Origin of the sequence: Clostridium saccharoperbutylacetonicum N1-4(HMT) (assembly GCF_000340885.1) — a bacterium.
In the GTDB taxonomy this organism is placed as follows: domain Bacteria; phylum Bacillota; class Clostridia; order Clostridiales; family Clostridiaceae; genus Clostridium; species Clostridium saccharoperbutylacetonicum.
In genome coordinates this window covers 591,990-617,334 of the sequence record NC_020291.1, presented here as the reverse complement: position 1 = coordinate 617,334, position 25,345 = coordinate 591,990, and the positions used below count along the sequence as shown (strand labels likewise).

19 protein-coding genes, 1 pseudogene and 1 other annotated feature are annotated in these 25,345 nt (G+C 29.1%); of the genes and pseudogenes, 10 read left to right on the top strand and 10 right to left on the bottom strand.

The genetic code is table 11. The annotated features are described in order from the left end of the window. Positions 1-112: 112 nt before the first annotated feature. Complete coding sequence (locus CSPA_RS02700) at positions 113-1,111, bottom strand: CotS family spore coat protein (protein ID WP_015390672.1); 999 nt, start codon at positions 1,109-1,111, stop codon at positions 113-115. Positions 1,112-1,219: 108 nt separating this feature from the next. Between CSPA_RS02700 and CSPA_RS02695 the strand changes: the two genes are divergently transcribed. From CSPA_RS02695 to CSPA_RS29460, 3 genes are all read left to right on the top strand, one after another. Beyond that, entirely contained in the window at positions 1,220-2,341 is a 1,122-nt protein-coding gene (locus CSPA_RS02695; RefSeq protein WP_015390671.1) for a glycosyltransferase family 4 protein, read from the top strand. Positions 2,342-2,999: 658 nt separating this feature from the next. Next, positions 3,000-3,602, top strand: coding sequence for an accessory gene regulator B family protein (locus CSPA_RS02690; RefSeq protein ID WP_015390670.1), 603 nt, complete (start codon positions 3,000-3,002; stop codon positions 3,600-3,602). Continuing rightward, complete coding sequence (locus tag CSPA_RS29460; protein WP_015390669.1) at positions 3,562-3,681, top strand: AgrD family cyclic lactone autoinducer peptide; 120 nt, start codon at positions 3,562-3,564, stop codon at positions 3,679-3,681. The genes CSPA_RS02690 and CSPA_RS29460 overlap by 41 nt, the downstream gene beginning before the upstream one ends. A 105-nt stretch (positions 3,682-3,786) precedes the next feature. On the opposite strand, the gene CSPA_RS02685 is transcribed toward CSPA_RS29460, so the two are convergent. Further along, positions 3,787-5,034 carry a GHKL domain-containing protein gene (locus CSPA_RS02685; RefSeq protein ID WP_015390668.1) on the bottom strand — a complete coding sequence of 416 codons (1,248 nt, stop codon included), beginning with the start codon at positions 5,032-5,034 and terminating at the stop codon, positions 3,787-3,789. Further along, the gene (locus tag CSPA_RS02680; protein ID WP_015390667.1) at positions 5,028-5,810 is read right to left on the bottom strand and encodes a LytR/AlgR family response regulator transcription factor; all 783 of its coding nucleotides are present in this window, start codon (positions 5,808-5,810) and stop codon (positions 5,028-5,030) included. Before CSPA_RS02680 ends, CSPA_RS02685 begins: the two co-directional genes overlap by 7 nt. 458 nt (positions 5,811-6,268) lie before the next feature. Here CSPA_RS02680 and CSPA_RS02675 point away from each other — a divergent pair, with 458 nt between their 5' ends. Together CSPA_RS02675 and CSPA_RS02670 are read left to right on the top strand one after the other, a co-directional pair. Continuing rightward, a complete protein-coding gene (locus tag CSPA_RS02675; RefSeq protein ID WP_015390666.1) occupies positions 6,269-7,279 on the top strand; it encodes a right-handed parallel beta-helix repeat-containing protein in 1,011 nt (336 codons plus the stop codon). A 415-nt stretch (positions 7,280-7,694) separates the two neighbouring features. Further along, positions 7,695-9,356 carry a glutamine--tRNA ligase/YqeY domain fusion protein gene (locus CSPA_RS02670; RefSeq protein WP_015390665.1) on the top strand — a complete coding sequence of 554 codons (1,662 nt, stop codon included), beginning with the start codon at positions 7,695-7,697 and terminating at the stop codon, positions 9,354-9,356. A 249-nt stretch (positions 9,357-9,605) separates the two neighbouring features. Here the strand turns inward: CSPA_RS02670 and CSPA_RS02665 are convergent, their stop codons facing one another. From CSPA_RS02665 to CSPA_RS02655, 3 genes are all read right to left on the bottom strand, one after another. Continuing rightward, positions 9,606-10,133 carry a GNAT family N-acetyltransferase gene (locus CSPA_RS02665; protein ID WP_015390664.1) on the bottom strand — a complete coding sequence of 176 codons (528 nt, stop codon included), beginning with the start codon at positions 10,131-10,133 and terminating at the stop codon, positions 9,606-9,608. Positions 10,134-10,249: 116 nt separating this feature from the next. Beyond that, positions 10,250-11,092: a pentapeptide repeat-containing protein gene (locus CSPA_RS02660; RefSeq protein ID WP_017810841.1), complete on the bottom strand. Its 843-nt coding sequence runs from the start codon at positions 11,090-11,092 to the stop codon at positions 10,250-10,252. A gap of 355 nt (positions 11,093-11,447) precedes the next feature. Continuing rightward, positions 11,448-12,161 (bottom strand): ferric reductase-like transmembrane domain-containing protein, encoded by a 714-nt coding sequence (locus CSPA_RS02655; protein ID WP_015390662.1) that lies wholly within the window; start codon positions 12,159-12,161, stop codon positions 11,448-11,450. A 242-nt stretch (positions 12,162-12,403) separates the two neighbouring features. On the opposite strand from CSPA_RS02655, the gene CSPA_RS29935 reads away from it, so the two are divergent. Then, positions 12,404-12,562 (top strand): hypothetical protein, encoded by a 159-nt coding sequence (locus CSPA_RS29935; protein ID WP_015390661.1) that lies wholly within the window; start codon positions 12,404-12,406, stop codon positions 12,560-12,562. Positions 12,563-12,682: 120 nt separating this feature from the next. Here CSPA_RS29935 and CSPA_RS02650 read toward each other — a convergent pair whose 3' ends face one another. Next, entirely contained in the window at positions 12,683-13,651 is a 969-nt protein-coding gene (locus CSPA_RS02650) for an alpha/beta hydrolase (RefSeq protein WP_015390660.1), read from the bottom strand. Between the two features lie 280 nt (positions 13,652-13,931). On the opposite strand from CSPA_RS02650, the gene CSPA_RS02645 reads away from it, so the two are divergent. Beyond that, a complete protein-coding gene (locus CSPA_RS02645; protein WP_015390659.1) occupies positions 13,932-15,737 on the top strand; it encodes a hypothetical protein in 1,806 nt (601 codons plus the stop codon). Between the two features lie 67 nt (positions 15,738-15,804). Here CSPA_RS02645 and CSPA_RS02640 read toward each other — a convergent pair whose 3' ends face one another. From CSPA_RS02640 to gltX, 3 genes are all read right to left on the bottom strand, one after another. Next, complete coding sequence (locus CSPA_RS02640; protein WP_015390658.1) at positions 15,805-17,604, bottom strand: heme NO-binding domain-containing protein; 1,800 nt, start codon at positions 17,602-17,604, stop codon at positions 15,805-15,807. A 340-nt stretch (positions 17,605-17,944) separates the two neighbouring features. Beyond that, positions 17,945-19,363 (bottom strand): flagellin N-terminal helical domain-containing protein, encoded by a 1,419-nt coding sequence (locus CSPA_RS02635; protein WP_017810842.1) that lies wholly within the window; start codon positions 19,361-19,363, stop codon positions 17,945-17,947. Positions 19,364-19,745: 382 nt separating this feature from the next. Further along, on the bottom strand, positions 19,746-21,407 hold the full coding sequence (gltX, locus tag CSPA_RS02630) for a glutamate--tRNA ligase (RefSeq protein WP_015390656.1): 1,662 nt from the start codon (positions 21,405-21,407) through the stop codon (positions 19,746-19,748). A gap of 271 nt (positions 21,408-21,678) precedes the next feature. Further along, positions 21,679-21,914, bottom strand: a binding site (T-box leader). 323 nt (positions 21,915-22,237) lie between these two features. Between gltX and CSPA_RS02625 the strand changes: the two genes are divergently transcribed. From CSPA_RS02625 to abc-f, 3 genes and pseudogenes are all read left to right on the top strand, one after another. Continuing rightward, positions 22,238-22,972 (top strand): hypothetical protein, encoded by a 735-nt coding sequence (locus CSPA_RS02625; RefSeq protein ID WP_015390655.1) that lies wholly within the window; start codon positions 22,238-22,240, stop codon positions 22,970-22,972. Between the two features lie 347 nt (positions 22,973-23,319). Next, positions 23,320-23,595, top strand: coding sequence for a CD3324 family protein (locus tag CSPA_RS02620; RefSeq protein ID WP_015390654.1), 276 nt, complete (start codon positions 23,320-23,322; stop codon positions 23,593-23,595). A 145-nt stretch (positions 23,596-23,740) separates the two neighbouring features. Further along, a pseudogene (gene abc-f / locus CSPA_RS02615) lies at positions 23,741-25,292 on the top strand (ribosomal protection-like ABC-F family protein). Positions 25,293-25,345 lie beyond the last annotated feature (53 nt).

The following is a 25,345-nucleotide window of genomic DNA, read 5'->3' as shown; positions in this document are numbered from 1 at the left end:
TAATATGGCTTTAATAATTATAAGTTACAATTAACAAAGTATTTGCCTATTTTCAAAATAAAAACTGCTTAATAGTTTTTAATCACTTTTAAGCAGCTTTCTTTTACAATATCTATATATTATATTCATTCTTGAATTTTTCTAAGAAATCTAATTGTTTTTCCTTCTCATTTATTATTGTTTCTAACTTACTTGCAAAGGTATTTTGTGCCCAATTGACTTCGTTATAATAATACCTATTAGCAAGTCTCCAATATCTTTGTGGAAATTGAAGATAAGAATATAAAACCTTATATTCTTCCTTTTTCAATGGAGATACTGAATTATATGAATCTATAATGGCATTTGCAAAGTCTATATTCCATTCAACTCTCTTTAAAACTTTTATCATAAAGTTGCTTATATCGAAGGTTCTAACCTCTCTCTTGCAGTAATCAAAATCTATAACATGTACACCCATATCATCACTTAAAATTATATTATGATACGTAAAATCATGATGGCAAAAACTCTTTTCATTTTCTGCAAGCATACATAATTCATAGTAATCTGATTCATTCAAAGTTTGTAACGATTCTTTCCCTATTTCCTTATAAAATTCCATAGATTTTAAATAAAGCATGTCAAAATCACTTTTTATACTTTTTTTCCTCACCATGTCTCTCATTTTATCTAATGATTTAATCCTTTTCTCTATTAAATGTGTCCATCTTCCAAGGTCACTTTTTAATTTAGAATTTTCAGGTGGGTCATATCCCTTAGATGCCTCATGAAGATTGGCTAGAGTCTTAGCTGCTAATTTAACTTCCTCTATGTTATGAAAGTCACATTCTCTTCCTTCCAGCCATTCTGATAAAGTGTATAAATCTTCATTTACTAATGCAAAGGGCTCTCCATTTATGTTTAAATAGTATTTATCTAAATTATCAAAACCATTTTTCCTTAAGTGCTCTTTAGCACCATACACAAATAATAATTTTTGAGGTCCATAATTTATCTTTTTTAAACATCTTTCGCCCTTATCTGTTTTAAGATAGTAAACCCCTTTGTTAGCCTTGATTTTTTCTATCTTAACGTTGAATTGTCTTTCTATTTCAAATTCCCTCATCATCTTTCTCACCTCCTGTATATTTATATGTGTATATTAATTCTTTTATTAACATTTTTTATATTCTTTTAATATAATACAGTAACACAAATTCTATGAAAGGATTTAATGATGAAAATAGGAATAGATGGTAGGGCTGCAAAGTGGTATCATGGTACTGGCATAGGCACATATACTAATCAATTGATAAAAAGTTTAAGCAAAGTTGATTGTGATAATAACTATTTAATTTTTATACCACAATGTGACTCTATTGATAATTTACAAAGTAATTTTAAAATGGAACTTGTTGAATCAGCTCCTTCTAAAAGTTTTTGGGATGATATAAATGTTCCAAATATATTAAACAATGCAGATATAGAGCTTTACCATGTTCCTCAAAATGGCGTTGGACTTTCAGATAATATTCAATGCAAAAAGGTTATTACTCTTCATGATATAATTCCCTTAAAAATGCCTGAAACCGTTAGTGATAGATATCTAAAAATATTTAATGATGAATTACCTAAAATTTTGGATAGCTGCGATGGGATAATTACAGTTTCTAATTTTTCCAAAGCTGATATTGCTAGTGAATTCAAATTTCCTGCTGATAAAATTTATGTAACACCACTTGCTGCCGAAGATATCTATAGGCCTATGAGTAAATGCCAATCTAAAAGCATTATTACACAAAAATATGGAATTCAAGAAGACTTTATATTATATGTTGGAGGATTTAGTCCAAGAAAAAATATTTTAGGTTTAATTGAAGCCTATTCTGCCCTTCCTAATAAATTAAAAGAAACCTTTAAGTTAGTTATTACAGGTAGAAAAGGTCCTTCATATTCTAAATACAAAAACAGAGCTGAAGAATTGCACATTTCTAATAATGTGGTATTTACAGATTTTATTCCTATTGAAGATATGCCGTTATTTTATAATGCTACAGAGGTTTTAGTTTACCCATCTTTTTATGAAGGCTTTGGACTTCCCCCAATAGAAGCTATGGCTTGTGGAACTCCTGTAATTGCATCCAATGTCACTTCCCTTCCAGAAGTATGCTATGAATCTGCACTTTTTATAGATCCTAATGACATAGATGCATTATCTTATGATATTGAAAGAGTTTTAAGTAATAGTTTATTAAAGCTCACTATGGTAAAAAAAAGCCTTACTAGAAGTAAAACTTTCTCTTGGAATAAGACAGCTCTTAATACTATCTCAGCTTATGAAGCTATAATTAATTCTTAATATATAAAAAAACGCAGGCGACTGTGGAGCCGGAGATTTTTTTTACGCATCTGCCTTTTCGAACGCATGTGAGAAAAAACTGGCAGGCGAATAAGATTTATTTTTTATTCTTTTTGACACACAAAACCTGCTTAATTGACCTTTTCAATAAATTATCCACAGATTTAACTTTATTATAAATTCCTAAAGAATAAAAAATCACTTAAGATGACCAATCTCAAGTGATTTTTTAACTATAGCTAATTTGATAGTATTATATGATTTTATTGGGTTTGGTTTATTAATGCGTTTTAGAGAATAACTGTACATAGCATACAACCTTCTCATTTCTTTCAGATTTTATTTTGGTATTCAATGAGTTCTGCCTCATTGAATAGAAAATAAAATCCTTTATTACAATCCCTTATACCATTATTGAATTATAATTCTCCCACATCTATATATTTGCACAATAATTAAACTATGTAAATACAAATTCCTCCAAACGAACGAAATATGGAATGAAAGATAAGCATTTCGCTCTTTCACCCTATTTATCCCAATTACTTCTTTTCATTCCCTAAAAACTGCTTTTCATTCCAACTATATTGTATTTTTCTGTCCCATGATGTATATAAGTTATATAACATAAATTAATTCTTTAACTAAAGGAGTTAAAATGATTAAGTCAGTTTCAAATTTTATAACTGGATACTTACGTAAAAATAATGCTTCTTTGTCCCTAACAGACTTAATGAAAATTGATTATGCAATACAGATGATTTTAGGAGATTTAGCAAAGCTTATAATAATCTCGTTAATATTTATATCTTTAAATCAGTTCTCATTATTCTTATTTTCTTATGTTATTCTGTTTTCGACAAGACCAATAGCTGGTGGCATTCATTCTAAAACTTTTGTTGGATGTTTAACGTCCAGTATTATGCATTTTTTAATAGTAGTAATATTTAGTGTATTATTTCCAAAGCTAAGCACTTATTACTATGTAATTTTCTTTATAATATCCCTAGTTATAATTGGACTATATGCTCCTTGCGTTAATACAAATAGACCTATAAAAAATAAAGCCAAGTTAAAAGTGCTTTCGTTAATATCATTTACCTTTTGGATGATTATCTTTTTTCAAATACAAGATACAAAAATTAGTAACTGTATATTAATGAGTACTTTTCTTCAAATAATTCAACTAATCATTTTATACATAAAAGGAGTTGTTTCAAATGGAAAAGTTCACAAACTCTCTAGCAGCCATCTTACTTAAAGTATTTAACGTAAGATTAAATGTAAGCTGTGTCACATTATATGGAGAACCAGAATGTCCTGAAGAAATATTAAAGTAAAATTCTCTACATTCCTCATTCTACATTCTACATTAATATTATAATATTTCTTTTGACAGTAAATTGTGGCTTGTATTTTTTACAAGCCACAATTACTTATATGTACTATTTTACAGATCTATTAAAAGTTATATTAAAAATAATTTTCCCATCTTCAACATTAATCTTTATATACCCTTTATGTGAAGTTACTATGGCTTGTACATTGTAAAGTCCATACCCTCTTATACCTTTATTCTTAGTTGAATATCCTCTTGTAAAGATCTCATTTAAATTAATATTATTAATATCCACCACTTGATTTTCTATTATTAAATTAGCAGTTTCACTTTTATTAAATATTTTTATTTTAATATTCTTATTCTTGCACTCTTCTCTAGATACTTCTTCAAAAGCATTATTTAATAAATTATTCAACACATTTGATAATTCGCGATAACTTAAAACATCATCTAAGACGTTATTTTCAATTTCATAATCGAAATCAATATCATATTTTTTAAATTTACACATATTTCTATATACTACTGATCTAACAACTACATTATCAATATAAATAAGCGCATTTATCTTATCACCATATACATCCTCATCTTTAATATAATTGTTAATCGCTTCTTTGATATCCTTTTCATCTACAACTCCTACTATACCTTTTATTGTATTTTTATAATTAATAAAGTCATGCTGCCTTTGTTTTATTTCTTGGACTATTTCTTCAATGACTTCGTTATACTCATTTGAAACCTCTAACTTTAATTTTTCTTTTGTTAATTTAACAATACTTGAATAAGTCAATATTTGAAAAATCACTAATGCACTCAACATTGCAGAAATAGTAACTATATTATTTAAAATTATATTTTTATCATAATCCCAAATAATTTTAAGAGTTATCGTATAAATTCCACATATTAAAATAAAATTAAATATAATATTATTATCTATATTCTTAAAAGTAATATTCCTTCCTAAATTAGTTTTTGAAAATATTATTATACTAAGTAAAATAATTAATTCTATAGCAATTATTTTAGTAATATTATCATATACAAACTTATCGATAAATGATGTTAATATTAACTGTAAGCTCATAATTATAAGCAACGTCAAAAGAAATGCCAATATAATATCTTTGAACTTCATCTTATAAATTAATTTAATTACCAAAATAATCATTAAATCCTCAACAATAAACCCCAACTCTAATTGTTGAACCATTGTTATTAATATGGTTGCTACTACTATGCTTGATAATAGTTTTAAAATACTACGATTTTTTTTATTCAATACATCCCACAAATAGATAATATTTATAACATCAAAACCATTTAAAATAAAACTATTTAACATATTATCACTTTCCCTTTTTTAAATTCAGATATAACATCATCCTTAAATTTATAGCCTAATAGCGCTGTACCTTCATAATTATTAAAGTATACCTTACTCAGCTTAAAATCTTGTTTTTCTATTACAGATATATATTTTTTATTTATTGCATAAGATCTATGACTTTGAATTATGTATTCACAGTTTATTAATTTCATCATTTTCTTTAAAGTTGTGTTGTTAACAACATACATTCCATTAGTAGTATTTATTTCACAATTCTTCCCTTTAACTTCTATAAAAATAATATCTTTTATTTTAATTCCTAAGAACACACCGCTTTTAAGGGTTACAACTACTTCCTTAGTATCTTCAACATTAACTTCCTTTGGTTTACTATTAAGTTTATTAGTTTCATTAAGAATAATCTTATTAATCATAGTTTGAACTTCATCTTTATCATATGGTTTTAATATATAGTCATAACAATGGGTTTGTTTAAATGCTTGTGTGATATATTCCATATGAGTTGTTAGAAAAATAATTTGCCTAAATTCGTATTTTGGAATTTTTCTAATATTCATTGCAAGGTCTAATCCCGAGGATTCCTTTAAACTAATATCAATCAAAAACATATCGACATCATTATTCTCGATTATATCCAAAGCTGATTTCTCACTATCCGCTTCATAAATTTTTATAAATTCATGCATTTGTAAAATCATTTTTTTTAATATTTCTCTTTGCATAATATCATCTTCTACTAAGATAATTGAATACACGATATCACATCCCATTCTCTCCTTCAATTTTAAATACGCTTGAATTAATATTTATTAAAATTGATAAATAACTATGTTTTTCACTTATATAATACAATATTATGCAGTATTATTCAAACTTCACTATTAATGAAAATATTATTATATCAATTAATAATTTACTTCTATGTGACTAATATTTATATATTTCTTACAAAAAAATCAATACTCTTGCATAAAAAGTTGATTTTTAGGAATAAAAATCAAAACTTTCAAATGCTACAACTGGAAATTTCTTTTAATACCAAATTTTCGACGTTTGGTGGAAAAGGTCTTTTAAAATAATAAATAATATGAGAATATATATGTATAGGTGGTCATCTTGAACATGTCTATGTTAACGTTTGTGTTCACGTTAACATTTGATAAAATTATTTTTCTTAGATTCATTATACCAATAATTTAAACTGATTAATATAAGGGGGATCTTTATAATGAAAAAAATCAAAAATTTATGTCTAATCGCAGCTTTAGGAGCTATTGTTACAGGAGGAAGCTTACTACAGGGTGCACCTGCTTATGCTGCTACAACTTATACCGCTACTACAACAGCAGAATTAACAAGTGACTTAGGAAAAGCCACTAAAGGAGATACTATTCTTATTTCTGGAACTATAAAATCAGGCACAATAAATGTACCTGCTGGTATTACGCTTAAAGGAAAGACTGGAAAGAACACTGATAAATTAGTATTTTCTTCAACCTCTGGGAACTCAGGAAAAGGCTTATCAATAAAAACTAATGGATCAACTATCCAAAATTTAGATATTTCAGGTGCAGCTGATAATGGAATCTATATTGAAGGTTCTGGTAATAACCTTACAGATTTAGATGTTCACAATAATAAAGATGCTGGAGTTCAATTATCAAATGGAGCTGCAAACAACATTTTAACTCGTGTTTACTCTTACAGCAATGCAGATGCAACTGGTGAAAATGCTGATGGTTTTGCTATTAAGTTACATTCAGGTGTAGGAAATGAATTATATTATTGTACAGCTGAAGGAAATTCAGATGACGGATATGATTTATATGCTGCTCATGGAGCTGTAAAGTTTGACCATTGTAAAGCAATAAATAACGGAAATTGTGGTGGAATAAAAGGTGATGGTAATGGCTTTAAACTTGGAGGTGTAGATAATAAAACTCCTGGTCAAGCTGCTCATCTAGATCCATTAAAACATGTTCTAACTAATTGTACAGCAACAGGAAACACAGGTGCTGGCTTTGATAGAAACAATCAAAATGGTGTTGTTACTATGACAGGTTGTACTGCAATAAATAATGCTTTAGGAAATTACAAATGGCCTCTTACAGGTAAACCATCGGCTTTAGGATATCAAGTTACATTTGCTAAAGCTATAATAGATAATTGTACATCTTCAGGCGGTGGAAAAAATGACCTTTCAGGCGCTACAGTAACAAATAGTCCAACTGTAAAATAATTTACCTTTAAAATAATAAAAAAATGATAATTAATTTGCTCATTCCTAAACATAAAATTCTTACTTTAAATATATAATCAATGCTCAATTATCAATTGTCATTGAACTGGAAAGCTTAAAAAGGAAAGTTAGCTTAATACTTTCCTTTTTAGCTAAATAATAAGAGTTCTCTATATTATAAGCCTAATAAAATAAGCTTATAGTATAGAGGCTTTTATTATTTATAGACTGCTAAATAAATAAAACTTGTAAAAATTAGTTATCAAACAACCTTATTTATCTTTATTTTTTCTCTATATTAGATTAAAATTATTATTAAGTGAAAAATAACAATAAAAACAATTGTCATTGCTCAAGGGTCAGTTATAATTGAAAATTGACAATTATTAATGCTGTTAATAAGTGAGGTAAAATTATGTCAAATGAAATTAATTCTTCTAATTTTATAAGAAACATCGTCGTTGAAGATTTAGAAAGTGGAAAACACAAAGAAATAATAACTCGTTTCCCACCTGAACCAAACGGTTACCTACATATAGGTCATGCTAAATCCATTCTTTTAAATTTTGGTTTAGCTGAAGAGTTCAAAGGTAAAACTCATTTGAGATTTGATGATACAAATCCCGTTAAAGAAGACACAGAGTATGTTGAATCAATAAAAGAAGATGTAAAATGGCTCGGTGGAAATTGGAATGAACTATTCTTTGCATCTGACTATTTTGATGAAATGTACAACAGAGCTATTCTTTTAATTAAAAAAGGTAAAGCTTATGTTTGTGATTTATCCCCTGAGGAATCTAAAGAATATAAAGGAACATTAACAAAACCTGGCATTGAAAGTCCTTACAGAAATAGATCTGTCGAAGAAAACTTAGATTTATTTGAAAGAATGAAAAATGGTGAATTTGCTGATGGTGAAAAAGTTCTTAGAGCTAAAATTGATATGGCTTCAGCAAATATAAATATGAGAGATCCAATCATATACAGAATATCTCATTCAACTCATCACAATACTGGTGACAAATGGTGCATCTATCCTATGTATGATTTTGCTCACCCATTAGAAGATGCTATTGAACACGTAACTCACTCTATTTGTACTTTAGAGTTTGAAGATCATAGACCACTTTACGATTGGGTTGTAAGTGAATGTGAAATGGAAGCTACTCCAAGACAAATAGAATTTGCAAGATTAAACATGACTAATACAGTTATGAGTAAAAGAAAGCTAAAACAATTAGTTGATGAAAATGTTGTTGATGGCTGGGATGATCCTAGAATGCCTACTATTTGTGGTCTAAGAAGAAAGGGCTGCACTCCTGAAGCTTTAAAGAACTTCTGTACTGCTATTGGAGTAGCTAAGGCTAATTCTATTGTTGATTCTCAAATGTTAGATTACTTTATAAGAGAAGATTTACAGCTTAAAGCACCACTTGCTATGGCAGTACTAAATCCTTTAAAACTTGTAATAACTAATTATCCTGAAAATGAATCAGAAATGCTTGTTATAGAAAACAATGCTAAAGATGAAACTCAAGGTACAAGAGAAGTTCCATTTTCTAGAGAATTATATATTGAAAAAGAAGATTTTATGGAGATCCCTCCAAAGAAATACTTCAGATTATTCCCTGGTAATGAAGTTAGATTAAAGGGTGCATATTTTGTTAAATGCACTGACATAATCAAAGATGAAAATGGCGAAGTAATCGAGGTTCACTGTACTTATGATCCAGAAACTAAGAGTGGATCAGGCTTTACAGGAAGAAAAGTTAAGGGAACTATTCACTGGGTAGATGCAAAAACTTGCATTCCTGCTGAATTTAGACTATATGAGCCACTAATTCTAGATGATGCTCCAGAAAATGAAGGAAAGCACTTCCTAGAACAAATAAATCCACATTCAATGGAAGTATTACAAGGCTTCATTGAGCCAACTGCCTTTAAGGATGCAAAACCACAGGATAAATTCCAAATGGTTAGAAATGGTTTCTTTAATGTTGATACTAAATACACTACTTCTGATAAATTAGTATTTAATAGAATAGTGCCTTTAAAATCATCATTTAAATTAAGCTAATATAGTCAAAATAAAGTGACTGTAACACGTAATTGGCTTTTCTAATTGATTAATAAGTAATAATTAATACTGAATAATTTTGGTTTAAGCTTACAGAGAAAGTTCGAATAACCAAATACAAGATTTGGATTCTCACTTTTTAGTTCGTAACTTAATTAATAAGTAATGATGACTGATTAATATTTCTTATACAAAATCCCACATACACAAATCTATCTCTAGATCTGTGCATGTGGGATTTTCACTCTATTATAACAACTTTTCATATAACTTAAACCACTCTAAGCCATATTCTCTATATCCTAAGTCAACTCTATCAATGTATATAAATCCACACTTTTCATATAAATGTATTGCAGGTTTGTTATTTTCATAAACGTCTAAACGAATGGCTTTTGCCTTAGCTTTAATACTGTGTTCTATTGCAAAATCCATTAGCCTTCTACCAATACCACATTTCAAATAATCTGGATGTACAACAAAAGTATGTATAACAAAAATCTCTGAATAACCAGCCTCTATTCCCCATGTAACTTCATCATATGCAGGCTCAGGTTCATGACTTAAAATAATTGTTCCCGCAATTTTCCCGTTATGTCTTGCCACATATAAATTGTTTGCTGCAACTCCATTAACTGCATTTTCTCTAACAGGATATATATCCTTTCTCCATCCAGGATAATTTATTCCCCTAGCTAAATGGTCATTTATATCATTATACAGTTGTTCTAATTCATCAATGTCACTTTTCTTACCTAGTTCAATTGTAATATCCATTTCTCTTCCTCTTCCCCAATAAATTTATAGCTTTTAGCTTCTTATAATTAATTATTTATTCTATAACATATCCCATTAAAACTCCGTATTTAGTCATTCTTGCTTCTTATAACTAATTATTTGTCCCAATGCATAGGTCTTGTTATACCCTTTGGTAACTTTGTACTAGCATTTCCCTTAGCCGTATTGATTTGAGCTTGTGTAACAAATATAGCATTTTCTAAGTTTGTTCCACTAAGATCAGCATCTCTCAAATCAGCGCCAATAAGATCTGCTCCAGTTAAGTCATTTTCGCTAAGATTTGCCGCAATAAGAAAGGCTCCTCGCAAATCAGCTCCTCTTAAACTAATTTTCTTAAGATTTGCTCCAAAAAAATCTGCCCTTCCAGCGATTGTTTTTTTATGTTTTAATGAAGATTTTTGACCTTTAAGAACTTTATTTCTAACAGCTTCGCTGGTCTGCTTAAGTAAATAATTAACCTTATCTCTATAAGCTTCTACATCTAATTTAATAATCACCTCTGGAGTGCTCTGTGTTATATTATTCATCTCACTTATTAAAGAATTAAGCTTAGTTTTAATCTTTTCCTCAGTTTGCACATTAGCTGCTTGTGTTAAATACCATAACATTTCATGAAGCTGTCTCATAATCAAAAACACTTCAAACATTTCTTCAGCTACTTCTGGAGCCTTCTGCCAGTCTTGTCCAGCATATGTAACTTGAGCAACCTTTTGCCCTGCGCCAAAGCAGTCATAGGCAGTACAGCCCTTAAGCCCTTTTTTTCTAAGATTTTTATGTATCTTGCATGTGAAATCTGATTTTAAATTTAAGCAAGGCTTACCTGCTTCTTTGTTAGTTGGAAAACCTTCAGAAGCTGAAAAATATAGTGCCACACAGCAAAATCCAAAACATTTTTCACAGTTAATTCTCAAACTTTCATTTATCATAGTTTTCTCCATTTAGCGTTCCTTCCTTTGCCAATAACTTCTGTCTTTCTTTTATACTATACTCATTTTATCATAAATATAATTATTTTCACTTTAATGAGTATATTTTTATTAATATATAGATATCCAAAGCAAGAATTAGACATATGCGGAACTTACCGAAATTAAACACATATTTATTACATTTATAAGTTTGAGTATTAATTTTGATATCTATAATAAAATCAAAATAAGCCTTATCATTTAACAGTAAGTGATAAGGTTTATTATATGTGAACTTCAAGTAAAATTACAACTCACCTGTTTATTATATACCCAATATGAATAGTAGCAAGAAACTATTGTAATAACTAATAAAACCAGCAACTTATACGCTAGGGCTAAGTTTCAATTTTCTATTAGCTTTGATTTCTTTATCTTTCAAATATCTGTATACACGAGCTACAAAATATAAGCCAAATATAACAGTATAAATTGCTATGTCAAAAAGCTTATCTTTTTGGATTTTAGGAAGAAACAAAACCATAACATGGACATATATTAATCCATAAAAAACATATGCTAATCTTTGAATTCCTTTCCACTTTTTAAATGGAATTTTCTTTCTAACACTAGGAAATGACGTTATCATTAATGGTAGCATCATAGCAATTAAAACTAAAGATATTAAAGCTGCTATTAATTTGGCCCATGTAAGTGCCGTGTGATCTACAAATAGTGTCACAAAATATGTTTTCCCATATAAAACATTATGTCCTAAGGTTAAAATACATGCAATTATTGATAGCTCCCCACGTACGCTTAATAATTTTTTTGTTATATTGAGCTTCTTATCAAGAACACCCGTATACATTACAATAGTAAACAAAGCTGTTGAAACAGCACTTCTTGAGAAAATTGTTACAACATACTTATTTATATCCTTAGGTACTTGATTACCTAAGTTAAATTGGAAATATAGGACAAATCCTATTGCAATTAGACCTGAAATTATGTAAAAAATATTGGCATGCTTTTTTATTTTCTTATGAAATAGAATAATAAACATAGCTACGATTAAAATAGAAATTAATATTAACACTAATGGTTTCCTCCTTAAGTTGTTTTATCCCGTAATGCTGTTTATTCTATCATAATTGATAATGATTTTCAACATCATTATTTGTTTTTTCTTAAATCACTGTATAAAATATAACTATTTTAATTATCCCCCCTTAGTTCCATAGGTTTACAAACATTAAAATAAAATTATAGACATATCAAAGTTAAAACTTTACAATATATAAATAAAGATAATAACTGTTTAATTCTAGGAGTGTAAAAATGAAAGTTAACATAAACATCATCTCTTCTGAAGTTGAAGAAGAAGTTAATTTTAATATTTATAATGTTAATCCAAAAATTAATGAAGCTATAGAATTACTTACCTCTTCAAATAAAATTATTAAACGCTTGCTTGCAAAAAGAGAAGATAAGCATTAAAGTAAATATAGATTATTTATTGGCGGTATTCATCAAGCATATACTGCTTCTTCACTATTAAAAACAGCAGCATAATTAATAATGTAAAATACCCACACAGCGATTGTGTGGGGGTATAATTTATTTAAAAATCCTCTTTGCAAAGTTGTAGAGACCGTGCTTCCAAACAGTAAAGTTATGATCACCATCAATTGTGTACCAAATATGATTAACTTTATTTTCAACTAGTGTTTGATGATACGTGTTAGGTGTATTTTTAACAACACTATCGTTATTTCCACAACATATCATTATAAGTTTAGGTATATTAACAGAGTTTTTTGGAATAGAAAATTGCTCTTTAGTTAGTTGACCTGGGTAATTTAATGCACTATCTGGGAGTAGTCCAGGTGCTGGAGAAAATGCACCTATATAGCCAAACTTATCTAGATTTTTAAATCCTATAAATAAGGATTCTCTTCCACCCATTGAAAGTCCGGCTATAGCAGTATTTTCTCTTCCATTTTTAACTGAGTATTTCGAATTAATAAAAGGCATTAAATCATTATTTAAATCATTTATAAAATTGTCAAAAGCATTTATGTTCTCTTGACCATAAATATTTTTAGGCACTGAATCATCAGCAGCTGCACGAACATTAGGCATTACTACAATCATATCCGATGCTTTATTTTCAGATACTAAGTTTCCTATTATTGCAGTTGGGTTTCCATTTAGCCATTCTGAATCTGTACCACCTATACCATGTAATAAATATAAAACTGGATATTTTTTGCTGGCCGAGTAATTAACTGGCAATAGGACATAACACTTCCTTGTAGTTCCAGTTGTTTTTGAATAATATGACACTTCTTCTAGCTTTCCATATTTTACATTAGGTTTATTAGTATCAAAACCATATGGAACCGCATACTCAGCACTAGCTTGTACACTACTTCCTGTAAATTGTAATTGTTGTCCAGCATCTTTCAAATTTGTTTCTGCTACACTTGTATCAGCAAAAGTTGTGACTGTTAAAGGTTCACTACTTATACAAGATATAAATAAACTAGAGAAAGCTAAATAAAATACTTTCTTTTTCAAATTCATAGAAAAACCACCTTTCAATTTATAGAATTTATTCCTTAATTATACAATAAATAGAGGTTTATATCAATCGTTTACAGAAATAATATTTGCTATATCTTGGTTGTTAAACGTTTGTTTCCTCTCCAATAGCACAAATACATTATATTACATTTTTTCTTATTAGAAGGGAAATTTTGAAGCATTTGCTTGAATTATATAGAAAATAGTTGTATTATAAAAGATGAAATGAGAATATTTGTAATATAATACATTTTTCTCTAACGTATAAAGGGGGATTTTTATGTTAAAAAAATTTTTAGGAATTACATTAACTATACTATTATGCCTGCCTACAAGCGCAGCTTTAGCAAATAGTAATGTTAATTCATCAAGTAAGGAATTTACTATCTCATCCAAAACTCTTAATGATAGCGCTAACAAAAATAGCAACTATAAAAAGCTACTAAATGACAAAAATGTGGTAACGCAAAATAAATCAAAGGATTTATTAGAATCACAAAAAGTTGCTGATTGTACTATTCAGAAAGACACTCCTATTAAATCTAACGTAAATAAAACTTTATTAAGCAGTCTACAAAAATCAACTAACCTTAATAATAGCTTACTGATGAGTAAAAGTGTTGTAGCAAAAGAAACAACTTCTAGTTCTGTAGACGTTAATACTGATGCAAAGCCTATTGCAGATTTGAAATACGTTATTATGAATCCGGATTCTATAAAAAATGGACAAATTACTACTGACACTCAAATTGCATGGTTATGGTCTTATAATGGTGAAAATTATACCTACGACCCAAATGGTTATGCAATAACAAATATGAGCCTTGATGGTATTCCAAGTATTAGTGACTCCATCCTAGGAAGTTTAACAGGTAACATTGGATTTGCTACTCAATTTAAAACTCCTGGTGAATATATAATGAAATTTAAATGCATGAACGACCATAATGTATGGTCTGATGAATGGAGCATATCTATACCAGTTGAACCAGTAGGTAATAATACTAGACCTGAATGTACTATTAATTATTCTACAGCAAGTGGAGATACAGATACTCAATTTGTCTTCAGCTGGGCTAATTCAACTGATAAAGATGCCAATGATTCAATAAAAGACGCTCAAGGTTTAGTAATAAAGGATAATCAAAGTTATCCTCTTTCTAAATACATTACTTATCAAGAGCAAAGTCTTTGTGCAGCAAAATTCACAGACCCTGGAAACTATACATTAATGTTCAGAGTAAGTGATACTAATAATGCCTGGTCAAATTGGGTTGTCTTAAATATTACTGTCAAAACTGCTTTACCAAAGACATCTACACCAGGAAATCTATCTCTCTCTGATGTATGGAACAGAATATGTTCTAACTCTAAAAACAATACTTCCCAAGAAGCTTTCCAAAGAAGTATTCCTGAATCTTCTCAATATTTCACTTCAGCAGTAGATAGTTTAGGTAATGTTCATTATTATTATCTACTACAACTTGAAGATAAATATAAGTCTACCTCTACTAATTATTTAACACAATTTCCTACTTATCTGATATATAATAATGATTTTGTAACTTCTAACCAATATCATAATGGATATTATGGTACATGGTTCCCAGACGGATCATTGTCATTTAAAGATGGAGTAATGTCAGCTAATTTAGGCTTTAAAAAATATAGCTGGGTAGATTTTAATGATTATAAGAGATTGCATATATTTGATTTTAATGCTGTAAAAGACTACACTGTTGAATATTTTGATGGTGTATCAACTAAACATCCATATTTTGTTTGCTATAACATGGTTAATAATAGTCGAATAGTATATGGACAATCTAATTGGTTTAGTGATGGTAGCGGAAATAGCTTTCTATCTCGCATAGATAGAAAAACAGGAAATATAATCAGAAATAATGATATTATTTTTGGAGATAATTCTGAAGTTGCTAACGGAAAAATGATAGATAATGTAAACTATCAATTCTATTCATCTAAAATTGGCTGCTTATATACTATAAATGCAGATACATTGTCAATAGTAAGTAAAACTCCTGGAACTTTGCAAAACGGCAAATTTGTTGCAAAGGTTAATTAGATATATCCTAAAAAAATCCCCCTCCGTATATCATGGAGGGAGATTTTTTATACTTGTTAAATTCATACTAAATTACATATTGATTCATTTCATCAGCAAATTTATTTGTGACATCTTTTAATTCATGTACATTCTTGATTATATCATTAAGCTCCTCAAGGTAGCTAGTAACACTACTTCTTACTTCTTCAGCCATTGCCGCATTTTCTTCTCCAATTGCAACTAAACTTTCTGCCTTATTAAATATTTTTTCATTTTCAATTGCTCTAGTTTTTACCTTTTCTACTACATTAAGCACATCATTCATTACATCATCAATTTTAGTTGTAGTAAGTTCAGTTGAATCAGAAACATTATTTAGCTTTAAGTTACCATCATTAAGAATATTATATTGGCTATTTACACTGTCAGTAAGTTCTTTAATTTTGTCTGTAAACTTACTCAATGATCGCTCTATATCCAATGCTGAATCTTTAGAGCTCATAGATAACTTACCTACTTCTTCGGCAACTACTGCAAATCCCTTACCAGCTTCTCCAGCACGTGCTGCTTCAATTGATGCATTTAATGATAAAAGGCTTGTCTCCTCTGCTATAGAGCTTACTGCTGAAACAATATTTAAAATTCCCTTTACTTCTTCTTGAAGCGCATTACTCTTTCTATCCAGCTCTGCAAAACTTTCAGTAATATTTTGAATACTATCAGCTGTTGATTTTATTAGTTTTTGATTTTCCTTAATTTCACTGACAACATTAATTAATTTAGATTGGCTATAATTTTGCTCCTCAATTATATGATTTAAAGATTTAGTATTTTCATTTAAAAATTCAACAGTTTTCTCAATTTCTTGCTCTTGCTGTATGGCTCCTTGTGTAACTTGCTCAACAGCTCCATTTATTTCAGTGAATATGGCAGAAGAACTTTCCAGTCTATCTGTAAATTGTCCATTATATTCTCTAACTTCATCTGCAACACTTTCCATTGATATTAATGTCTCATTAAAACTTTTTGCCACATTTCTAACATCTACTGAAAATTCTTCAATATAATCTCCAGTTTCAATTTTCATATCACTCAAGTAATTCTTACCCTCCAAATCGCTTAATTGCTTTTTAACTTCTCTTAATGGTGAAAGCAAAAAATAAGACATTATCGAAACAAGAATAGTCCCTATAATTCCTTCTAAAAAAAAGATTTCGGATTTTAAAATATATTCTACACTAACATGTGCTATTAGTAATGATATTAATGTTAAAATAGCTATCTTAATTTCGACCGATTTAATAAACCCAAATGATAAAAATTTATTGAATCTAAAAATTCTTTTTGTAAAAATTTCATAATTAAATGTAAGTTTAATTTTTACATACTTACTGTTCTTTTCAACAATTTCAATTTTAACCTCTTCATTATAGTAGCTTATTGCTGATTTTAACATAGACAGCATGTACTCACTTAATCCTCTTTCAGAGGCATATTCAAACATTGCTGTTTTTTCTCCTATAGGTGTTACTTCTACTGATGGTGGTTTAGAAGTTGGCATTCTTTCTACTATAGTTTTATGTATTGATTGCAAGGATTTTAGTAAACCATAAGCATTTTTATGAATAAAAAATAGAGGATATCTCTTTGTAAAAACTTTTAAATTTTCCTCTCCAATATCTGCCCATATTTTTTCAACGGTTGTATTATTTACTTCTGCCAATTCTTTAATAATAGTATTAATTTTTTCATCATCTACAACTTCCATAGGACTAAATTTCTTATCAGTTTTTATTCCTACCTTATCAAGAGCAATATTAACTTTTTCTTTACCATAAAGATTAACACTTGTTTTTATCCAAGTACTGACCACAAGACCTATCATAAAAACTCCTCCTTCTTATGTATTTCTCATTTTATACCATATATTTCAATAATATACCACCTTATTATACAGTGTCAATTAATCATATTAAATTTCTAACAAAATCGTTCTGCATTTTTCTACATTTTATTAATTATAAAAGTTGCTAATCCTTATTAGTTGATTTATTTTTATACTTTACTACGATAATAAAGGCATAGAATCTGAAATACTTTCCAGCTTCTATGCCTCTTTATCTTATAAACTTAAAAATTTATCAAATCTGCTTCTATTCTTTTTTATAAACTTAAAATTAATATTTATTATATACTTACTTATCTATAATGTAAAATACACCTACTTAACTTTGTTGCCATTGTTTCATTAAGTTCAAAACACTCTCAAGCATTTTATTAGATTGATTTAATACACTTTCCGATGATTGTTGTAATATACTATTTGTTGCCATTTTCATCATTTCCTTTGCTACATCAACATCTCTTATTCTACTTTCTGCACTTTGCAAATTTTCAGATGTATTATTAGTTGAAGCAATAGTACTTCCTAGTCTATTTTCATGTGCACCTACAATTGACCTTGAATTTGACACAATACTTATGGCATTATCAATTTTATCAATAGCTGACTGTGCATTCGTTTTAGTGTTTACAAGCAATTTATCGACGCCAAGTTCTTTAGGTGTTACATTTTGAACCTCTATCCTGACACTTTCACCTGCTTCATCCCCAACTTGTATATCAGCATAAAAAAATTTACCTTTCTCTTGTGGGGTTTCTCCGTATACACTAAGATTAAATGCTCCTCTTCCAGAACTACTAGGCCAGCTTCCACCAGCTTCTGATATTCTATCATCATATACATATAATTTTGCTCCACTAGCAGCTAGCTGAGAGTAATGTGTTACAAAACTTGTGGCAGTCGCAGGTACATCTGTTCCTGGAGTAGGTTCCCCACCATTAGGTATTGTTGGATTATATACAAATCCCGGCTGACCATATCCTGTTTCAATTATTTTATTTACTAAATCAGTTCCATTTGTAATCGAACTCACATCAACTTCCATAACTGGATTGCTATCATTTAAACGTGAGGTATTTGGAGTTCCATTTACAAACTTAATACTATATACTTTGTTGCAAGTACAACAAGTATAATTAACCCCTTTACCAACTAGATTAGCTACATCACTAGATGAATTAATTTTGCTAAAATCAATAACAGCACTAGCATATTTTGTCCCATCGGTATATGTATATTTATCAGTTACCCCACCAGTAGTGGTAATATAGCTTACATAATTAGCTATAGAGTCTGATGTTCCTGTATTGCCCTTTTTATCGAAATTACCTGAAAGTAATGCATAACCATTAAACTCAGTTTCATTGGCTGTTCTATCTATTTCATCTATTAATTGTGAGACTTCCTCTTGTATTGAGTTTCTATCTTCATCATTATACGTTCCTGTAGCCGATTTAACTGATAATTCTCTACATCTTTGTAGCATATCCTGAATCTCTTGCATTCCTCCATCAGCAGTTTGTAATAATGAAATCCCATCTTGTGAATTTATTGATCCTTGATCTAATCCTCTTATTCGTGATCTCATCTTTTCAGATATTGCAAGACCTGCTGCATCATCTGCTGCTCTATTTATTCTATAGCCTGAACTTATTTTTTCAATTGATTTGGCCACATTATTGTTGTTAATTCCAAGCATTCTATTTGCATTGCTTGCACTAATATTATGTTTAATTATCATGATAAATACCCCTAAATTAAAATATTTATCAACCAACTAACAAACTCATACTCTACCCTTTTTACCATTAAATAGTTCAGATTTTTATACTAATTAAAAAACCTCAATATTACTTCTTATATGAATTAATACACTTCATACAATTAATCCCCAATGTTATATATTTTACCACATTATCTATAATTTATATAGAATATATTGTGTTAAATTCTATAATAATGGATTTTTAGTAATTTTAATTTATATTTGAATAAAAAAAGAGCAAGAACTTTATTTGCAATATAGTTCATCATTCATTCTCCTAAACTCCAAAATTCCTAGACTTTGGTCATAAAAAAGGCATATAAGCTGAAATCTATATCAGCTTATATGCCTCTTTATCTTATAAACTTAAAAATTTATCAAATCTGTGTCTAGTATTTTCTTCACCTATTATTTGCATTATAGTGTAAATATCAGGTGAGTTTGTTCTATGAGTTAAGGCTGCTCTAACAGCTCCAGCAACATCAGAAATCATACCCTTATATTGATCTGGATTTGCTTTAAAGTCTTTTCTATTAGCGCAATATCCAAGTCTAAGACCAATTTCTTTTAAATCTTCAAACCAAGCTTCTTGGCTGTCTACATCAAATTTGAATTCTTTCTTATAAGTTTCTACAACTTCTTTTGCAGCTTCTAAGGTAACACCCTTTGGAAGTTCAATTTTATCTACTGCTTCTTTGTCAAATAATTCATCAAAGAAATAGAAAATCTTATCTTTTACTTCATCCCATTTAGCAAAATCTTTTCTTGGCTTTGGACCTTCTTTATCTATGTTGAAGATTTCTTTTGCCATAGCTTCATTTCCTGAAACTAATTTGAAAATTTCTTCATCATACTCCTTAGCCCATGCCACAAAATTATCATAAACATCAGTAGCTTTCATAGCAGCTATACGATCTTTAGATACATCATTTAACTTTACTAAATCAAATAAAGCTCCAGCTTTACCCATCTTTTCTAAATGAACTTCAAATTCATGATAATCAGTTTTTGGATTTTCAGCTCTCCATTCTTCATAAGTAGAATTTACTATGTTAAGTAAATACTCTACTACTGATACTATTGGGAATCCAACTTCCTTATAATATGAAACAGCAGCTTCAGCATCTTTTCTCTTTGAAAGCTTTCTCTTTGATCCACCATCTTGCTTCATTATTGTTGGAATGTGAGCATATCTTGGTGCTTCAAAACCTAAAACTTCAAATAATTGAACGTGTATAGGAAGTGATGATAACCACTCTTCTCCCCTTATTACATCAGTAGTTCTCATTAAGAAGTCGTCTATTGCATGAGCAAAGTGATAAGTTGGAAGTCCATCACCTTTAATAAGTACTACATCTTGATTATTTTCTGGGAAAGATATATCACCTTTAATTAAATCATGGAACTCAACTCTCTTTTCAGGGTTTCCTGGTGATTTTAATCTTATAATATATTTTTCTCCTTTTTCAATTCTCTTTATAGCTTCGTCTTCAGTTATATTTCTATATTTAGCATATTCTCCATAGTAACCTGGCGTAATCTTATTAGCAACTTGTCTTTCTCTAAGTTCTGCCAATTCTTCTGGAGTACAGAAATCTGGGTAAGCCAATCCTTTTATAAGTAACTCTTTTGCAAAAGTATTATATATTTCAGCTCTTTGACTTTGTCTATATGGACCATATTCACCTTTAAAAGTATCTTCTCCTGTCATACCTTCATTAAAATCCATACCAAAATTATGCATAGTTGCTATAGTATCTTCTATTGCTCCTTCAACTTCTCTCTTTTGGTCAGTATCTTCTATTCTTAAATAAAATACACCTTCACTTTGACTTGCTAATCTTTCATTTATTAATGCAGCAAATACTCCACCAATATGTTGGAAGCCAGTTGGACTCGGTGCATATCTTGTAACTCTTGCACCTTCTTTAAGATTTCTCTTTGGATATTTTTGAATATAATATTCAGTATTATGCTCTAAATTACCAAATATCATACCTGCTAATTTTTCAAAACTCATTTTATATCTCTCCTTTATTTTTTATGCACAAGGTATTAAAGGCCCCTTGTCATGGCGATATATACATAGCATTAAATGTTAATTGTCGGTTTTCAATTATCAATTGCCAATTCGAAATTATGTCCTAGACTTTGTTTTAATTTTTTAAGAAAAGCCATAGTTTTTCCTTCTCATTCATCATTTACTTTTGATAACCCTAGATTTCATAAGCCTCTCAGATTTCTGAAATTATATACTTTTATAGACATTAAAAAGCCTCTCATCCTAAAAAACTTAGGACGAAAGGCATATCATCTTCCGCGTTACCACCTAGATTGACCAAGCTATGAAAATAACTTAATCCACTCAATTATCTTTAAGGGAATAACCCCATAAATATACTACGCCAAACGGCTTTCTATTTATTACTCCAAAGCTTCCTTCAATAGTTCTAAATTCTAGGCTTCCACCATCCCCAGATCTCTTAAATTTAAAATACTATTTACTCCTCTTCTTCAACACACTTAAACATTTTTAATTATAATATATATCTTTTGATTTAAATTCTAAACTTAGTTTTAGAAATCCTGAAAGGATTTAATCAATCACTATAAATTGGAACCTATATATATTTACACATTACAATCCAATTATACCTTTTGAAAATACTAATGTAAAGATAAATTCATATAGTATTGATTTTCGTTCCTAAATTACGACTTTTAATGAATTATACTGTATTTTAATTCCCAAAATACGACTTTTAATGCAATATGTGTTTACTGTTTTGGATATTTATGTTATATTTAGTCGTAATTTCAAATAAATATAAAATGATGAGGAGAATTAAAATGAAAAAAATTAAAATGAAAATCGTTACATTAGGTTTATCTTTAATATTAGTGGCAGGTTCTTTGTTTTCACCAGTTTCTGTTTCTGCAAGAACAATGGGTGATCCATCAAATCAGATTGATGGTAAATTAAGCACCTTCTACCAAGGAGACATTGGTGATTGTGGTGCCGTTTCTGGAATACAAGCTTTAGCTAATAGTAAATATGGTAGAAGCTTATTACGCACAATGATTACAGTTAATGGTGATGATAGCTATACTGTTAATTTCAAATCTGGAATACAATCTGTATCACAAACAGATGTAGACAATGCAGGTATAACTGGAGATCTTGATGCCAGAGTTATAGAAGCTGGATTACAAAACGCTATGAATGTTTATAATGGCTGTTTTGCTTGTGATGTGTTTACAACAATTACAGGCTTTAAACAAAGTCAAGTTAGGGGAGCTACTTCTAAAACTAATCTAATGAATACTATGGCTTCAAAATGCGCTTCAGGTGATGGAATTACAGCTGCCTGTGATTTTACCATCGCTGATCCAGATAAAGGGATTCTCGGAAATGGTGAACATTCTTATTCAATACAAAGTGTAACTAAAGACACAGTTGTAGTAATAAATCCATGGGATACTTCTGAATTAATATCAATGTCTAGAAGCGAGTTTGAAAGTTCTATTAGATATATGACATATGTGGATAACACAGCAAAAAAAGTCGTAGTTTTTTGGGCTTAAACTACATATAATCCACTTATAATAATTTGTTATAAAAAAAAAGCAGCAGTTACCCACAACTACTGCTTTTTTTCTACTATGGAACCTTAATAATTAATTGACAATTGATAATTGAATATTAATAATAATTATATTATACTTATTTTAAATATAAAGACAAAAATCGGAAATAATATAAGGAAGTGAATCAAAATGTTTTTAGTTATAGCAGTTAGCTCCATGCAAAGATTGTAAAGTATGAAAAACTTTAGCTTGGAGCAAATATCTACAACAACTTAGTTTTTCATATTTTATTAAATCTTTGCTTCTTCATTTACAAACTAAATGTAGATCGGAGCGGAGATATCATGAAATATGAGAAAGCACAAAACATACTGCCTCAGCAAATAATTGAAATAATTCAAAACTATACTGATGGTGGATATATTTATATCCCCAGAAAAGATGACAACAAAAAATCTTGGGGAGAAAATACTGAAACAAAAAACTATTTGAAAATAAGAGATAACGAGATTTTTAATAAGTATTCCTCTGGATTATCTGTCAAAATATTGTCTCAACAATATTTTCTAACTGAGCACAGTATTAGAAGAATAATTAGAAAACAAAAAAATTATGATTAGCATATAAAGAAAATGTATTTATTTTATATAATGCATTTTCTTTTTTTATGAACACAAATATTACAGAATCATATATGAACTTGGTATTTATCTTCTACGATGCTATGATTCATTATGAAGACAAGGCAAAGGAAGTAGATAAACTATGAGTATTTTAACAATTGAAAATATGAGTCACTCATTTGGTGACAAAGTAATATTTAATAATACATCTTTTAGATTATTAAAAGGTGACACACATTGGTCTTGTTGGCGCTAACGGTGAAGGCAAATCAACTTTCATGAAAATAATAACTAATGAAATTTTACCTGATAATGCTGATATTGATTGGAATAATAAATTTAGTATTGGTTATATGGACCAACATATTAATTTGAAGGCTGGAAATACAACTATATCTTTTTTAAAAGAAGCTTTTTCAAATTTATTTGATATAGAAAATAAGATAAATTATTTATACGATAAACTTAGTACTATGGATGAAAATGAAATGGATAAAGCCTTAAAAAAGATTGCTAATCTTCAAGAAATCTTAGATAAAAGTGATTTTTACAGTATTAATTCAAGAATATTTGCAGCTGCAGCTGGACTTGGAATTAAAGAGCTTTTAGATGCAGATGTTTCTACTTTAAGTGGTGGTCAAAAAACTAAAGTCTTGCTAACCAAGCTTCTTTTAGAGAAACCAGATATATTATTATTAGATGAACCAACAAATTACTTGGATGAAGAACATGTGGAATGGTTGAAAAATTATCTTATAAGTTATCAAAATGCATTCATATTAATCTCTCATGATAATAGCTTCTTAAATAGCGTCTCAACTGTAATATATCATCTTGAGCATAAAATCTTAACAAGATATCAAGGAAATTATGATTATTTTCTCAGACTCTATGAGATAAGAAAACAACAGTTGCTAATTGAATATAAAGAACAACAAAATGAAATTGCTAAGCTTGAAGACTATATAAGAAAAAATAAAGTGAAAACTTCAACTGCAAGAATAGCCAAATCAAGAGAAAAGAAGCTTAACAAAATTGAAAGAATAGAAATTAAAAAGGAAACTATAAAGCCACATTTTGATTTCCACAATGTAAAAATGCCTGAAAAAATAATATTTCAAGCAGAAAATTTAGTAATTGGGTATAATAGTCCATTAAGCACCACATTAAATTTAGAGCTAAGAAGAGGAGAAAAAATCGCAATAACAGGAGCTAATGGTTTGGGTAAAACCACTCTTCTCAAAAGTTTGCTAGGATTATTAAAACCATTAAATGGAGACATAACTTTAAGCGAATACAATAAAATAGGATATTTTGAACAAGAAATTATAGAAATTAACACAAATACAGTTTTAACTGAAATTTGGAATACCTTTCCCCACTTCACTCAAACTGAAGTACGAAGAAGCTTAGCACAATGTGGTCTAACAAGACAACATATAGATAGTCCTATTAACCGCTTAAGTGGAGGGGAACAAGCAAAAGTACGCTTATGTAAACTTATTAATAAACCTACTAATATCCTAGTTTTGGACGAGCCAACAAATCATCTAGACCTCTACGCTAAGACTGAACTTAAAAGAGCTTTAAAGGCATATGCTGGTACTATACTCCTTGTATGTCATGAGCCAGAATTTTATAAGGACATTGTAACAAATATTTGGAATTGTGAAGATTGGTCAATTAATTCCTAATATATAAGATCCACTATTTCTAATTTATAGTGGATCTTATTATAAAATATTTA